Origin of the sequence: Mycobacterium sp. SMC-4 (genome assembly GCF_025263265.1) — a bacterium.
GTDB lineage: Bacteria > Actinomycetota > Actinomycetes > Mycobacteriales > Mycobacteriaceae > Mycobacterium.
The window spans coordinates 3,927,231-3,941,188 of sequence record NZ_CP079869.1 but is presented as its reverse complement, the minus strand read 5'-3'; the positions used below and the strand labels follow the sequence as shown (position 1 = coordinate 3,941,188).

Here is a 13,958-nt window from a genome sequence, read left to right as displayed (position 1 = left end):
AGCACTCAAAACAATTGCTGGACAAGGGGAACGGGTAAGGCCCATCGATATCGCTCGAACGCTGCGACTGCGAAAACCGCGGCGACACTCACCGGAATGATGACCAGGCTCCACCAGGGGCGCGCCGCCAGTCTTCGTGATCGACGGATGGGATTCTCGAATGCGTGGTACATCACCGTAGCTGCGGCGAAGGTCGCTGCAATGAGTACCAGTCCTGTCGGCCAGCTGAATTCATCGCCGATGCGGGCGGCAGTGAGGGCAAAGACGGGCCAGTGCACCAGGTAGAGCGAGTACGAGATATCGCCGAGGTAGACGAAGGCACGCCCGCCCAGCACCTCAGCCGCAACCGTGCGACGTGCGCACATCCCGGCGATCAGAAGCGCCGCGGCACCGAGCACAGGGACCGCCGCGACCCAACCCGGGAAACGGCTGGTGTGATCGAGACAGACGACCGACCAGGTGATCGCCGCAAGACCCGAGCAGCCCAGGGCGGTGGCGGTGACCGGTCTGTCCCACATCCTGGTGGCCAACCGTGGTTGGGCCACGGCGATCAGACAGCCGATCGCCAACTCCCAGGCACGCGCCAATGGCGAGAAGAATGCCTCGACGGCGTTGGCCGGGGTCACCACGATCGAATAGGCGTAGCTGGCCGCCACAATCGCCACCAGAAGCCCGAACAGGACCTGTCGCAGTGTGGCCCGGCGGGTGCGGGCCGCGGCGGTGATCGCCAGGATCGTCAGCAGAGGCCACGCCAGGTAGAACTGCTCCTCCACTGCCAGTGACCAAAAGTGTTGCAGGGGAGAGGGATCACCACCGAGCTGGGCATAGTCGGTGCCGGTCGCGATGAAGTGGAAATTGGCGAGGAACATCGATGCGGCCGTCGCGTCCGGCAGTACCCGTGCCCCCCGCAGGAAATTGGTGAGCTCGAACGTTGCGAGAACGGTGAGAATGATGACCAAGGTCGCAGCGGGGACGATCCGTCGCGCGCGGTGGGCATAGAACTCGAGGAACCAGCCACGGCCCGACTCGGTGGATTTCTGCAGCAGCATCTGGGTGATCACGTAGCCGGAGATCACGAAGAAGACGTCGACGCCGACGAAACCACCTGGGAAGCCCGGCAGGCCAACGTGATCGAAGATCACCACCAGCACCGCGACGGCGCGCAGGCCCTGAATGTCGGCGCGTCGGTATCCCCGTGCCGAGCCGCGTTGCTCTTCGTGGGCGGCACCGACTGCAACCGCCACTCATTCCTGCTTTCGCTCTCCCTGTGAGCTACCTGTGCAGCTCCGCCGAGGAAAGTAGCATGAGGTTAGGCTAACCTCAATTAGCCCGCCTTCCCTGTGCGACCTCAAGCGGCGGCGCGAGATGGGTCTAGAGTCGCTGGGGTAGCCGCGCACAGGGAGGCACCAATGGTCCGCATGGCGATCGCCGCTGCGGTGGCGGCGCTGGCTCTTTCCGGGTGTGGGTCCGAGGGTGGGATCGCCCCTAGGGACGCTTCACTTGCCCCGGTGAGTGGCGACGAACAGCAGATCCGGGATCTCATCCATTCCCAGACGCAAGCCTTCGCCGACGGCGACTGGGCCGCGCTGGCCGATCTGACCTGCGCCGCGCATCGTGAGCAGGCCAGCGACCCCGGTGGGTACCTGGTACCGCCGATGGAGGCCTTCGGCACCCGTGAGCAACTCACCGCACTGACCCTTCCGCAGGTGACTGAAGGCCTGACCACGCAGTTCGGCCCCGGAGCGCCCCAAGAGACGTTGGACCGGGTCGCCCAGGCGCTGGTGGACTACGACGAGCCGGCCTACAAAGCGGGCATGCTCGATCTGATCCGGCAGTCGGCCGATCTGACCGTCGACCGGATCGAGAACATCACGATCACCGGCGACACCGCCACGGCCGACGTCACGACCACCCGCAAGCTGGGTCAGGCGCCGCCCGACACCCGGACCGACACCACACCGTTCGCCCGCGAGGACGGGCGCTGGCTGGACTGCACCGACCTGTCCGGGGCGTCCTGAGGCCGTAGCGGCATCTGCCGGGCGCTGTTGGCTAGCCTGATGCGATGCGGATGTCGGCCAAGGCGGAGTATGCCGTGCGGGCGATGGTCCAGCTCGCGACGGTCGAGCACGGCACTCTGGTGAAGACCGACGATCTGGCAAAAGCTCAAGGCATCCCGGCGCAGTTCCTCGTCGACATCCTGTCGGACCTGCGCACCGACCGGTTGGTGCGCAGTCATCGCGGCCGCGACGGCGGCTACGAGCTGGCCCGGCCCGCCGCCGACATCAGTCTGGCCGATGTGCTGCGCTGCATCGACGGTCCGCTGGCCAGCGTGCGTGACATCGGGCTGGGTGATCTGCCCTATTCCGGTCCTACCGCGGCGTTGACCGACGTCTGGCGGGCACTGCGGGCCAGCATGCGCTCGGTGCTGGAAGAAACCAGCCTGGCTGACGTGGCCACCGGGGAGCTGCCCGGGCACGTGGGCGCGCTGGCCGACGACTATCGCCACCAGCAGCAGGCCCGCGGACACTGAGGGCCGGCTCTGCGCGCCGGGCCGGGCACGGTCGTGGTACCAAGGGCAGGTGGCGTTCGACTTCCGCGATCTGGCCGCCCCGATCGTCATTGCCCCGATGGCCGGGGGGCCGTCGACCCCGGAGCTGGCTGCCGCCGGCACCGATGCCGGCGGGCTCGGGTTCGTCCCGGCCGGGTACCTGACGGCGCCGGCGTTCGCGCAGCAACTTCAGAGCACCCTGGGGCTGACCTCCGGTCCGGTCGGTGCCAATCTCTTCGTGCCCGGCCCCAGCACCGCCAACCCCGCGGACCTCGATGCCTACGCGGCCAGATTGGGCGGCGAGGCGCAACGCTACGGCGTCGACCTCGGAGTGCCCCGCCACTTCGACGAGGACTGGTCGGCCAAGCTCGAAGCTCTGCTCGAGATCCGGCCCGCGGTGGTGTCGTTCACGTTCGGTCTGCCCAGGCTCGAGGAGCGTCGCCGGCTGACCGAGGCCGGGATCGCCACCGTGGCGACCGTAACGACGGTGGCAGAAGCGCGTCGCGCCGCGGACTGCGGTGTGGATGCGCTTGCCGCGCAAGGGCCCGGCGCCGGCGGGCATCGCGGGACATTCGATGCCATCGCCGAGCCGTCGAATCAGCCACTCGTCGAACTGGTTCGGGCGCTGAGCGCCCAGACCGGCTTACCTGTCGTGGCTGCCGGCGGGTTGATGACGGGCTCGGATATCGACCAGGTCCGGCACGCCGGCGCGTGCGCCGCCCAACTGGGGACGGCATTTCTGTGCAGCGACGAGGCGGGTAGCAGCCCGGTGCACCGGGCTGCGCTTCAGGGCGGTCACTTCACCGAAACCGCTGTCACCAAGGCGTTCTCGGGACGATATGCCCGAGGGCTGCGCAACCGGTTCGTCGACATCTACGATCGGCATGCGCCGCTGGCCTATCCCGAGGTGCACTACCTGACCGGCCCCCTGCGGGCGGCTGCGGTACGCGCCGACGACCCGGAGGCGATCAACATCTGGGCCGGAACAGGATTCGCCCAGGTTCAGGCCGGACCGGTTCGCGAGATCATGGCAGCGTTGCTCTAACCCGCGTCGTTGACGGCGACGTCGCCGGTGTCCGACCGGGCGGTGATCACCGCAAGCGCCTGGTCGCGGTCGCGGGTCTGCGGCACCCCGACAACCGTGTTGCCATGGGCGCTGCCGGTGGTGGCATCGACGACATACGGGCCGGGCGAGGGGAGCGAAACAACCACGTCGCCTGTCCGCGAGCCGACCTCGACCGTCTCCGCGGTCGCCGCGAACTCGACGCTGACGTCGCCGGTGCCGGTGACGGCGCGGAAGGTCTCCGACACCGAGATGGGTCGGCGGCTGACGATCTCGCCGTTCTCGCTGTCGATGTCGATGCTGCGCGCCGACCCACTGAGCACCACTGCCCCGTCCCGGGTCCGGGCGGTCAACTGGTCGAGGTCGGCGTCGGCGAACACCACGCCCATCTGCTGACGGATGGTGACGTTGAGCCGACGGGCGATCGCTTCAGGCAGGACGACGGTGATCTCACCCGCCCTGGCTCGCCGCAGCAGGTGCGAGGACTCAGGATCGACACTCACCCGGGCGCTGGTGCCGTCGGCGCTGACGCTGAGCGGCCGCGCGTCCGCGCCGGTCGAGTTGATCATTCGCATGTCGACCCGCGGCTCGTCGATCGACCGCTCCGATCGGATGCGTACCGCGGCCGGCGCGGACTCGATGTCGATCTCCAGTGTTCGCAATGTGTTCGGCAACGGGGAAGACTCGGCGACCACCCGGAATCTGCTGACGCCGAACGCGAGGCCGGCCAGCGTGACCAGCACCGCGACCAGCAGCACCGAGGCGGTGACGATCAGTCCGACACGCAGCGTGGTGCGCGCGCCCGACGACAGCTGTGGGGCCGGGGCCTCCGGCGGCGGGGTGGGGGCGATCACGTTCGTCATGGAAAGTCCTTTCGACGGTTCACGATTCGAGGTATCGCAGCACGGCCAACACGCGTCTGTTCTCGCTGTCGTCGGGGGCCAGGTTGAGCTTGGCGAAGATCGACGCGATGTGCTTCTCCGCCGACCCGATCGACATGTGCAGTTCGGCGGCGATCGCGGAGTTGGTTCTGCCCTCGGCCATCAGCTGGAGCACGTCGTGCTCGCGGGGGGTCAGCGCGTCCAGCGCGGCGCGGCTGCGGGAGCGCACGAGGATCTGTGACACCACTTCCGGGTCCAGCACCGTGCCGCCGGAACCGACGGTGTGTACCGCGTCGAGGAACGCCGGAACATCGGCCACGCGATCCTTGAGCAGATAGCCGAATCCCTTGGTGTCCGCGGCGATCAGATCGGCGGCGTAGCGCTCTTCGACGTAGTGGGACAGCACCAGAACCGGTGATTCGGGGTTCTGGTTGCGCAGCAGAGCCGCCGCGCGGATTCCCTCGTCGGTGAACGTCGGAGGCATCCGGACGTCGACGATGACCAAGTCGGGTTGCAGCTCGTTGACCAGCCGCAGCAGGTCGGTGGCGTCGGAGACGCCGGCGAGCATCTGGTGGCCGGCGTCGGTGAGGATGCGCTCGATGCCGGTGCGCAGCAGCGCCGAGTCCTCGGCGATCACGATGCGCATGGCAGCACCGCGGTGATGATCGTGGGTCCGGTGACAGGGCTGGACACCGAGAAGGTGCCCTGGGCGGCGCGTACCCGTTCGTCGAGTCCGCGCAGGCCCGTGGCGTCTTCGCCATCGGTGATCTGGGCGCCACCATGTCCGTCGTCGAACACCGTGACGTGCAGCCGGTCGGAGGCTTCGTCGAGTCGTACCGTGACCGCCGCCTGGGATGCCCCGGAATGGCGGATGGTGTTCGTCAGGGCCTCGGCGACCACGAAGTAGGCGCAGGCCTCGACCTCCTCGGGAAGGCGGCGCGGCAGGTGCACGCTCAGCGTCGTCGGTATGCCGGCGTTGGTGGCGCGTTGCGCCACCGCGGACAGCGCCGCATCCAAGCCGCGGTCGGACAAGATGGTGGGCGCGATTCCGCGGACCACGTTGCGCAACTCCACCAGGGCACTCTTGGCGTCCTCGTGGGCTTCGGCGATGAGCTCCTTGGCCGCGGGGAGGTCGGTGTCGAGTTTGGTCCGCGCCAGGCCGATGGTCATGGCCAGTGACACCAGCCGGGGCTGGACGCCGTCGTGCAGGTCGCGCTCGATGCGATGGCGCTCGGTCTGTGCCGAGGTGACAGCTCCGGCGCGGGCATCGGCCAGCGCGTTGACCTGATACTGCAATGCCGCAGTCGGCGACGGGGTCAACAACCAGCGGTCGATCTTGGCGTCCAGCGCTGGGCCGAACACCAGCAACGCGACCGCCGCAGCGAACGCAACGACAGCTAGCTGTACTGCCCAGGCAGGTTGATCAATCGGGTGATGGGTGGGACCTTGCCGATCGCCGAGTGTTGCCGATGGTGATTGTAGGTGTGTAGCCAGCCTGGCAGTGCTGAGCGACGGGTGCGTTCGTCGCGGTAGTGGCGGGCAAACGCCCATTCGTTGGCCATCGTGCGGTGAAATCTCTCGATCTTGCCGTTGGTCTGCGGCCGGTAGGGCCGAGTGCGGACGTGTTTGATCTGCAGCTCGGCGCAGGTATCGCGCCAGACGAAGGAGCGGTAGCAGCCACCATTGTCGGAGAGCACTCGACTGACCGTGACTCCGCGAGCGGCGAACCACCCCACGGCGCGTCGTAATACCGCGGCGGCTGTAGTGGCCGTTTCATCGTCGTGAATCTCGGCGTAAGCAACCCGTGAGTGATCGTCGATCACGGTGTGCACGAATGCATGTCCGATCAGCTCGTGGTGGTACTTGCTGCGAGCCTTGCCCGGGGTTAGGCGTCGATTCTTCCCGCCTTGCGCGCGACCGACGAAGCGCCATCCGCCGCCGAAGGGGATGTTGCCGAGCTTCTTGACATCAACGTGAATCATTGCGCCGGGCTGGCCATGTTCGTACCGACGGATCATCTCGCCGGTGCGAATATCGACGTGTGACAGATGGTTCAGGCGGCACCGCACCAGTACGGCATGCACGGTAGACGCGGCCATCGACAGTCGCGACGCGATCGCCAGCGGTGAGAGCCGATGTCTCCATCGCAGCTCAACGATCTTGCGCACAATTGCCGAAGGTGTGCGATGGGGGCAGTGATGGGGCCGGCTGGATCGATCTGCCATGCCCGCCGGACCCATTTCCAGATAACGGACCGCCCAGCGTTTGGCCGTCGGCCAGGACACGTGGAAGTGCTCGGCGGCCCGAACGATCGGCCAGCCCTCGTCGACGATCAGACGAGCGAGCATCAAGCGCCCGCGCGGAGTCAGAACAGCGTTAGCGTGGACCACGAAGGTCTCCTGTTCGTTGAAGTGAAGTGGTAGCAGCTCCACTCCACGACAGGAGACCTTCGCCGATCAACGATCGCTATAGCGCGTCGTCACACTTTCTCAACCAACCTGCCTGGGCAGTACAGCTAGCAGCAGGGCCAGTGGGGTGGGCAGGAACGACAGCCCGGCCTCGGCGTCACTGTTGCCGATCGCGACGGCCCCGGCAGGGGCCAGGAACGCGAACGTCAGCAGCAGCAGCGCCAGCGCGGTCACCGCGATGTCATAGGCCATGCGCAGGTAGTGGTGTGCGGCGGCTTTCCAGAACCGGGAACTGCTGACGTCGAGCCACAACTGGTGCGCCCAACCCTGGAATCCGGTGTGCGGTGACCGACGACGAGGCGGGACTCCCAGCCCCATCCCGAATACCGCCTCGCTGCGGACTCGTTCGACATGCTCGATGCCCCGGATGAGATACACGAAAACGACTGCGGACAGCACGAATCCGATGACACTGGGAATCGAGGAGATGCCGATGATGAAGATGGTCAGCGGTATCCAGAACCACACCGAACCCAGCACCCCACCGACGAGCAGCGAGGCGCTGGGCACCACTCCGAGCGGGTGGGTGCGCAGCGGGGGAGCAAGGCTGGAACGCGGTGTGCTGCTCTCGGCGGTGTCGGTGTCGGTGCCGATGTGGGTGTCGGTGTCGACGTCGATGTTGGATGGGGCGGACATGTCTTAAACCTATGGATCTCGGCACTTTCCCGACACAGCGTTTTCCGGACAGTTCCCTGGGGGTTATCCCCCGGGTGCGTCTGGCGGGGCATTGTCCTCCCGGGGTGTCCCGCGGCGGCGATACTGGCCGGATGACCGGAGAAAGGCCGAAGGTCCTCGGCTACCTCGGACCCAACTGGTTCGCCTCGGTGATGGGGACCGGCATCGTGGCCACGGCCGGAGCGTCACTGCCGGTGCACGTGCCGGGACTGCGCGGGTTCGCATCGGCGGTGTGGGCCGTCTCGGCTCTGTGGCTGGTGGTTCTCGTCGTCGCGATGATCGCGCACTGGGTGCGCAACCCGACCGTGGCGCGCAGCCACGTGCGAAACCCGCAGATGGCGCACTTCTACGGTGCCGCCCCGATGGCGCTGCTGACGGTCGCCGCCGGAGCGCTGCTGGTGGGACGCGATCTCATCGGCACCCGGATCGCAGTGGACCTGGCCTGGGGGTTGTGGGTGGCCGGCACCGCCGGCGGTCTGTTCACCGCGATGAGCATCCCGCATCTGATGTTCACCCAGTACCGGGTAGAACCTGACGCCGCGTTCGGGGGTTGGTTGATGCCCGTGGTGCCACCCATGGTGTCGGCCGCCACCGGGGCCATGCTGATACCGCACATGGGCGAAGGGGCCGGCCGCGAGACCATGTTCTACGGCTGCCTGGCCATGTTCGGGCTGTCGCTGGTGGCGTCGTTGATCATCATCACCATGGTGTGGAGCCGGTTGGCCCACTACGGAACCTCCGGCAGCGCCCGGGTGCCGACCCTGTGGATCGTGCTGGGCCCGCTCGGTCAGTCCATCACCGTCACCGGGCTGTTGGCTGCCGATGCGCCGTTGGCGGTGGACCGGCAGATCGCCGACGGCATGGCGGTGTTCGCCGTGCTCTACGGGGTTCCGGTGTGGGGTTTCGCGGTGCTGTGGATCGCGTTGGCAACGTCGCTGACGGTGCGCACCCTGCGACGCGGCATGCCGTTCGCGTTGACCTGGTGGAGCCTGACCTTCCCGGTCGGCACGTTCGTCACCGGGACCACTCAGCTGGCGTTGCACACCGGGCTGCCGGTGTTCCGGGTGGCGGCCGCGATCGCCTACGTCGGGCTGCTGATCACCTGGCTGCTGGTCGCGGTGCGCACGTTCGGCGGCGGGCTGCGCGGGGCGTTGTTCGCGCCGCCGCCCGCCGATCCCATCCGCGCCTACAAGGACCCGCCGCGCGAGCCCTGACCGCGGCGGCGCTCGTGTCAGAATCGCCGACGTGCGAATCGGAATGACGATGCCGGTGATGGAGCCCGACTTGGACCGTGCCACGCTCAAGGCGTGGACCCGGGTCATCGACGAGGGTCCGTTCTCGTCGCTGTGCTGGGGTGAGCGCATCGCGTTCGACAACCCCGAGGCGTTGACGCTGCTCGGGGCGCTGGCGGCGTGGACCGACCGGGTGCGCCTGGTGACCACGGTGGTCATCCCGCAGCTGCACGATCCGGTGTTGCTGGCAAAGCAGTTGGCCACCGGGGACGTGCTCAGTGGGGGGCGACTGACGGTGGGCCTGGGTGTCGGCGGCCGACATGAGGACTATCGGTCGGTCGGTGCCGATCCGGCCACCCAGACCATGCGCCAGATGGCCGAGCGGGTCGCGGTGATGAGGCGGGTGTGGGCGGGGGAGAAGATCACCGACTCGACGTTGCCGGTCGGGCCGCCGCCCGTGCAGACCGGCGGCCCCCAGCTGCTGGTCGGCACGATGGGGCCCAAAACGGTGCGCAGTGCGGCCGGTTGGGCCGACGGCTTGGCCGGAACCACCCTCGACCTCGACACCGCCAAGCAGCTCGAGCTCTTCGATGTCGCGCGGGACGCGTGGCGCGCCCAGGGCCGCGGCGAACCACATCTGGCGACGTCGTTCTGGTTCGCGATCGGCGAGGGCGATGCGCCTCGTGAGCAGGTGCGCCGGCATCTGCTGCGCTACATGAACTGGATTCCCGCCGAGATCGTCGACGCGATGGCCCCTGGAACCGGATGGTCCGGCACCCCCGACGAATTGCGGTCGGTGCTGGAGAGGTTCGCCGCAATCGGTACCGACGAAGTCCACCTCATCCCCACCAGTTCGGACCTCGACCAGGTGCGTCGCGTCGCGGAGATCGTTTCCGATCTCAGCTGACCGGGTGCGATGGCAAGCTCGACGGTATGGGAACCGTTGATGATGCCTTGCCGCCGATCGTGTCCCGCGCGCAATGGGAAACCGCCCGCGCCGAGTTGTTGGTCCGGGAGAAAGAGCTGACCCGGCTGAAGGATTCGGTCAGCGCGGCGCGCCGGCGTCTGCCGATGGTGCAGATCGACACGCCGTATGCTTTCGATACCGAATCCGGGCCGATGTCGCTACTGGAGCTGTTCGAGGGACGTCGGCAACTGATCGTGCAGCACTTCATGTTCGGGCCCGACTGGGATGAGGGTTGCTCGGGTTGCTCGATGATGGCCGATCACATCGGACCGCTGTCCCATCTGTACGCCAAAGACACGTCCTTCGTGCTGGTTTCGCGCGCACCTGTGGGCAAGCTCGTCGCTTTCAAGGACCGGATGGGGTGGGAGCTGCCCTGGGTGTCGTCGGGCCGCAGCCGCTTCAACGAGGATTTCGGTGCCACCGTCGACGGCGAAGAGCACCACGCCATCAGCGTCTTCCTGCGTGACGGCGACCGGGTGTTCCACACGTGGCAGACGTTCGGCCGTGGCGAGGAGCCCTTCATGCTGGTGTTCGACCTGCTCGACCTGACACCGTACGGGCGTCAGGAGAGCTGGGAGGACTCACCGCCAGGCTGGCCGCAACAGCCGCCCTACGAGTGGATGCGACTGCACGACAGCTACTAAATCGATACGCTTGCGTAGCTACGTATCCGTAGCTATGGTGGCCGTGTGCGCAGAACGGCAAGTGATCTTCGGGCGACGTGCCACGCCGCGGTGTTGGCCGAGGCCGTGGACTCCGGGGTCGCCGGACTGACTGTCGAAGGCGTCGCGCGACGTGCTGCTGTGGCGAAAACGTCGATCTATCGGCATTGGCGGACCGTCGACGATCTGCTGCTGGAGGCATTGATCGAGGCCTACCCGGTCGAGGTGCCCACGCCGGACGGTGGCGATCTGCGCGCCGATCTTCTGCGGTCTCTCGACCTGCTTGCGGATTGGCTTGCGGGACCCAACGCCGTGGTCGTCGCCGGGATTCTCACCGAGCGGGCTCGCCGCCCCGACCTGGTTGACGCGTTGTATCGGCAGGTTTTCGAGGTCCACGGAGGACGATTCACCCGCACGGTCATGGATCACTATGCAGCCCTGGGGCAGATCGACGCCCGCCTAGTCACCGCGGTCGTCGCCGACATCGGGGAAGCGCTGGTGATCAAGCACCAGATCGACACCGGCAAGATCCCCGGCGCCGATGTCCGTGCCGCCATCGTCGATCAAGCAATCCTGCCCGCATTGGGCAGGCCGATATCCCTGGATTCCACGAAAGGCACTGGTGATGATCCCGATACACGTTGACTGGCAAGAGAACACCGGCGAATCGAAGACGACGTTGACGACCCACCTTTGGACCTCTCCGCTACTGTCGCGCGGGTCGAAGATCCACGATCGGGTGTTCGACGCGCTGCGTGACCTCGATGCCGATCTGGTCCGATTCCTGCCCTGGTTTTCGCACCCGAGAATCTCGGTACCGGCGCTGAAACCGCCCACCGATACCGAAACATTTTGGGATTTCCAGCTTCTCGACCCGTTCGTGGCCGACTTCATCGACGCCACCAACGGGCGGCCGGTGGTGGCGAATTTCGCCACCATTCCGGCGTGGATGTTCACGACTGAGGTGACCGTTCCCGATGACCCCGACCAGATCGTCTGGGACTACGAGCAGGGCGCCGAGTTGCGCGACCCTACCGGCGGCGAGGTGGCCGATTACTTTTACCGGATCGCCAGTTGGTACATCGCCGGCGGATTCACCGACGAGGTGGGTCGTCGGCACGAATCAGGTCACCGGTATCGGTTCGCCTACTGGGAAGTTCTCTGTGAACCCGACATACGGGGGCTGTCGCCGCAGGCGTATACCCGTCTGTTCGACGCCATCGTGGAACGGCTTCGCCCGCTGGACCCGCAGATGAAGTTCGTCGGCTTATCGCTGACCCACCAACACCGCGATCCGGAGTACTTCTGGCAGTTCCTGGACTCTCCGCGACACCGTGACGCCATTTCCTATCATTTCTATGCCCACCCTGACATGGTCAATCCCTATTCACCGGAGGGAAACCCGCCCTTCGAGCACTGGCCGGCGACATTCTTCGCCCAAGCCGACGGATTCGTCGACCAGGTGCGCTACATCGAGTCGATCCGGCGCAGACTGGCGCCGGACACCAAAACCTTTGTCAACGAGGTGGGGACCTTCACCCCCGATGTCTTGAACGAGTCGCCCGACATACCGGACCAATATTGGCAACTCAGCGCAGCAGTGCAGTCTTATGTGTGGGCGCACCTGGTAACCCTCGGTGTGGATCTGGTGGGTATCGCTGAATTCATGGACTACCCGGGAATGATTCCCGGGGTCACGCTCGTCGACTGGGAGACCGGGGAGCCCAATGCTCGCTACCGTGCCTTGCAGACCCTTCTTCGCCATTTCGGTCCCGGCGACACGCTGGTGGCGACCAGTGCGGGAAACCCGCACGCGCCGCATCCACACGTTTATGCGCAAGCATTCGTGACCGCCGCTGGAGTGCGAAAACTCCTGCTGATCAACAAGACCGGAAACTCGGTTGATATCGAGCTGTCGGCATCTACCGAACACATCACGCTTGATGCTTACGCAGTTGCGGTTTACCCGGGCAATTAGCGCAGGCCCTGATTCGTGCGGAGGTCGACGTCGGGACCGCGGTGTGGGCTACCTGACCCACTTCCAGGGCTTGTCCCAGTGGCCGGGCGGCACGCCCACCCACTGACCGATGTGGCCAGGAGGGATGCCTACGGCCTGGCCGATGTGGCCAGGCGGCGGGACGACGTGGCCGGGCGGCGGAACGGGCTCCCACCACTTGGGGTCAGCGCCAGCGGTACCGGCGCCCAGAGCCATCGCGGCTGAGCTGAGACCACCGGCGATCGCCACACTGGCAAACAGTTTCCTCACCTGCATCGTGCGCTCCTTGCCTGGTCGGATGCTCTTTGCTGGATACCCACTGAGTGTCGCGATTATCACTCTGAGCATCCACGGGTCAGACGGTGACCACTTCGTAGTCGCCGACCTGGGCGCTCAGCGTGCGCAGCTGGTCCTGCGAGGACCCCAGGGTGTGCTCGATCGCGGTCAGCCGTGCTGCGTAATGGCTGACCGGATACTCCGCAGTGACGCCGATTCCGCCGTGCAGCTGAATGGCCTCCTGGCTGATGTGCCGTCCGGACCGGCCGGCCTGCAGCTTGGCCCGCGCCGCGATGACCGGGTCGAGGTTGCCATCGGCAATCGACATCGCCGCGTACAGCGTCAAGCTGCGGGCCAGCTCAAGCGAAACGTACATGTCGGCGGCACGCTGGGTCAGCGTCTGGAACTTGCTCAACGTGACACCGAATTGCTTGCGCTGAGTGAGGTATTCAGTGGTCAGGCGCAGCGCCTCTTCCATTGCGCCCAGCGCCTCGGCGCACAGGGCCGACGAGATGCGCACCAGGGCCCGCTCGATGGCCCCTGACGCGTCCTCGGCGCTGCCCAGCGGTTCGGCGGACGCCGCGTCGAAGTCGATCTGGGCGCCGCGCAGACCGTCGAAGGTGCGATAGGGCTGACGGCGGGTCGTTGACGCGTCGACCAGGAACAGCCCCGTGCCGCCGGCGGGCAGCGTGGCGCTGACGACGAGCAAGTCGGCGCTGTCACCGGCCAGAACCGGGTTCTTGGTTCCGGTGATCGTCCACGAATCACCGTCCTGCGCAGCGGTTGTGGAGACAGAGGCGGAGGGGCCGCGGGTACCAGGCTCGAAGTGGGCGAATGCCAGCAGACGTTCTCCGGAGGCGACATCATCCAGGATCGCGCGCTGCTCGTCGCTGCCGGCCTCGGCGATCAGCGAACCCGGTCCGAGTGCGGCATGCACCACGGGTTCGGGCGCCAGCCGGCGACCGATCTCGGTCAGCGCGACCATGATCTCGATCTGGCCGCCCGCGTCTTCGTCGAAGCCCAGCCCCAGGATGCCGATCTCGGCCAACTGGTTCCACACGTCGCGGCTCCAGCCGGCCTCGGAGTCGATGACCTCCAGGCGGCGCTCGATGGTGTAAGTGCGTGCCAGCACGTCGCGGGCGGTGTCGCGGAGCAGGACCTGCTCCTCACTGAGTTGAAAGTCCATGTCA

At 66.6% G+C, this 13,958-nt stretch carries 14 protein-coding genes and 2 pseudogenes; 8 read left to right on the top strand and 8 right to left on the bottom strand.

The features are described 5' to 3' along the window. Positions 1 to 5 precede the first annotated feature (5 nt). Complete coding sequence (locus tag KXD98_RS18635; RefSeq protein WP_260759819.1) at positions 6 to 1,244, bottom strand: acyltransferase; 1,239 nt, start codon at positions 1,242 to 1,244, stop codon at positions 6 to 8. A gap of 165 nt (positions 1,245 to 1,409) precedes the next feature. Between KXD98_RS18635 and KXD98_RS18630 the strand changes: the two genes are divergently transcribed. From KXD98_RS18630 to KXD98_RS18620, 3 genes are read left to right on the top strand one after another with little or no spacing between them, the layout of a single operon-like run. Beyond that, entirely contained in the window at positions 1,410 to 2,018 is a 609-nt protein-coding gene (locus tag KXD98_RS18630; protein ID WP_260759818.1) for a hypothetical protein, read from the top strand. A gap of 44 nt (positions 2,019 to 2,062) precedes the next feature. Then, positions 2,063 to 2,530, top strand: a complete 468-nt coding sequence (locus tag KXD98_RS18625) for an RrF2 family transcriptional regulator (protein ID WP_260759817.1) — start codon at positions 2,063 to 2,065, stop codon at positions 2,528 to 2,530. 49 nt (positions 2,531 to 2,579) lie between these two features. Next, positions 2,580 to 3,593 carry a nitronate monooxygenase gene (locus KXD98_RS18620; RefSeq protein ID WP_260759816.1) on the top strand — a complete coding sequence of 338 codons (1,014 nt, stop codon included), beginning with the start codon at positions 2,580 to 2,582 and terminating at the stop codon, positions 3,591 to 3,593. On the opposite strand, the gene KXD98_RS18615 is transcribed toward KXD98_RS18620, so the two are convergent. The 5 genes and pseudogenes from KXD98_RS18615 to KXD98_RS18595 all read right to left on the bottom strand — a co-directional run. Next, a complete protein-coding gene (locus KXD98_RS18615; protein WP_260759815.1) occupies positions 3,590 to 4,474 on the bottom strand; it encodes a DUF4097 domain-containing protein in 885 nt (294 codons plus the stop codon). The two genes, KXD98_RS18620 and KXD98_RS18615, sit on opposite strands and share 4 nt — an antisense overlap. A gap of 19 nt (positions 4,475 to 4,493) precedes the next feature. Beyond that, entirely contained in the window at positions 4,494 to 5,138 is a 645-nt protein-coding gene (locus tag KXD98_RS18610; protein ID WP_260759814.1) for a response regulator transcription factor, read from the bottom strand. Further along, positions 5,126 to 5,911: pseudogene (locus KXD98_RS18605) on the bottom strand (sensor histidine kinase); the annotation flags it as partial. The gene KXD98_RS18610 and the pseudogene KXD98_RS18605, both read right to left, overlap by 13 nt. Next, positions 5,890 to 6,882, bottom strand: a complete 993-nt coding sequence (locus tag KXD98_RS18600; RefSeq protein ID WP_260759813.1) for an IS481 family transposase — start codon at positions 6,880 to 6,882, stop codon at positions 5,890 to 5,892. The gene KXD98_RS18600 and the pseudogene KXD98_RS18605, both read right to left, overlap by 22 nt. 117 nt (positions 6,883 to 6,999) lie before the next feature. Next, positions 7,000 to 7,596, bottom strand: a pseudogene (locus tag KXD98_RS18595) (sensor domain-containing protein); the annotation flags it as partial. A gap of 131 nt (positions 7,597 to 7,727) precedes the next feature. Here KXD98_RS18595 and KXD98_RS18590 point away from each other — a divergent pair. The 5 genes from KXD98_RS18590 to KXD98_RS18570 are packed head-to-tail and all read left to right on the top strand — an operon-like array spanning position 7,728 to position 12,474. Next, positions 7,728 to 8,849: a TDT family transporter gene (locus KXD98_RS18590; RefSeq protein WP_260759812.1), complete on the top strand. Its 1,122-nt coding sequence runs from the start codon at positions 7,728 to 7,730 to the stop codon at positions 8,847 to 8,849. A gap of 43 nt (positions 8,850 to 8,892) precedes the next feature. Continuing rightward, positions 8,893 to 9,774, top strand: a complete 882-nt coding sequence (locus KXD98_RS18585) for an LLM class flavin-dependent oxidoreductase (protein ID WP_260765294.1) — start codon at positions 8,893 to 8,895, stop codon at positions 9,772 to 9,774. A 26-nt stretch (positions 9,775 to 9,800) separates the two neighbouring features. Continuing rightward, positions 9,801 to 10,478, top strand: a complete 678-nt coding sequence (locus tag KXD98_RS18580) for a DUF899 domain-containing protein (protein WP_260759811.1) — start codon at positions 9,801 to 9,803, stop codon at positions 10,476 to 10,478. A 45-nt stretch (positions 10,479 to 10,523) separates the two neighbouring features. Beyond that, positions 10,524 to 11,141 carry a TetR/AcrR family transcriptional regulator gene (locus tag KXD98_RS18575; RefSeq protein WP_260759810.1) on the top strand — a complete coding sequence of 206 codons (618 nt, stop codon included), beginning with the start codon at positions 10,524 to 10,526 and terminating at the stop codon, positions 11,139 to 11,141. A 34-nt stretch (positions 11,142 to 11,175) separates the two neighbouring features. After that, positions 11,176 to 12,474 (top strand): hypothetical protein, encoded by a 1,299-nt coding sequence (locus KXD98_RS18570; protein WP_260759809.1) that lies wholly within the window; start codon positions 11,176 to 11,178, stop codon positions 12,472 to 12,474. 48 nt (positions 12,475 to 12,522) lie between these two features. Here the strand turns inward: KXD98_RS18570 and KXD98_RS18565 are convergent, their stop codons facing one another. Both KXD98_RS18565 and KXD98_RS18560 read right to left on the bottom strand, forming a co-directional pair. Further along, positions 12,523 to 12,768, bottom strand: a complete 246-nt coding sequence (locus KXD98_RS18565; protein WP_260759808.1) for a hypothetical protein — start codon at positions 12,766 to 12,768, stop codon at positions 12,523 to 12,525. Positions 12,769 to 12,847: 79 nt separating this feature from the next. Then, positions 12,848 to 13,954: an acyl-CoA dehydrogenase family protein gene (locus tag KXD98_RS18560; protein ID WP_260759807.1), complete on the bottom strand. Its 1,107-nt coding sequence runs from the start codon at positions 13,952 to 13,954 to the stop codon at positions 12,848 to 12,850. Positions 13,955 to 13,958 lie beyond the last annotated feature (4 nt).

Excerpts from the sequence above, each read along its gene's own strand:
- KXD98_RS18625 (WP_260759817.1), top strand. The coding sequence starts at position 2,063 with ATGCGGATGTCGGCCAAGGCGGAGTATGCCGTGCGGGCGATGGTCCAG.
- KXD98_RS18560 (WP_260759807.1), bottom strand. The coding sequence starts at position 13,954 with ATGGACTTTCAACTCAGTGAGGAGCAGGTCCTGCTCCGCGACACCGCC.
- KXD98_RS18610 (WP_260759814.1), bottom strand. The coding sequence starts at position 5,138 with ATGCGCATCGTGATCGCCGAGGACTCGGCGCTGCTGCGCACCGGCATC.
- KXD98_RS18565 (WP_260759808.1), bottom strand. The coding sequence starts at position 12,768 with ATGCAGGTGAGGAAACTGTTTGCCAGTGTGGCGATCGCCGGTGGTCTC.
- KXD98_RS18615 (WP_260759815.1), bottom strand. The coding sequence starts at position 4,474 with ATGACGAACGTGATCGCCCCCACCCCGCCGCCGGAGGCCCCGGCCCCA.
- KXD98_RS18585 (WP_260765294.1), top strand. The coding sequence starts at position 8,893 with ATGACGATGCCGGTGATGGAGCCCGACTTGGACCGTGCCACGCTCAAG.
- KXD98_RS18580 (WP_260759811.1), top strand. The coding sequence starts at position 9,801 with ATGGGAACCGTTGATGATGCCTTGCCGCCGATCGTGTCCCGCGCGCAA.
- KXD98_RS18590 (WP_260759812.1), top strand. The coding sequence starts at position 7,728 with ATGACCGGAGAAAGGCCGAAGGTCCTCGGCTACCTCGGACCCAACTGG.
- KXD98_RS18630 (WP_260759818.1), top strand. The coding sequence starts at position 1,410 with ATGGTCCGCATGGCGATCGCCGCTGCGGTGGCGGCGCTGGCTCTTTCC.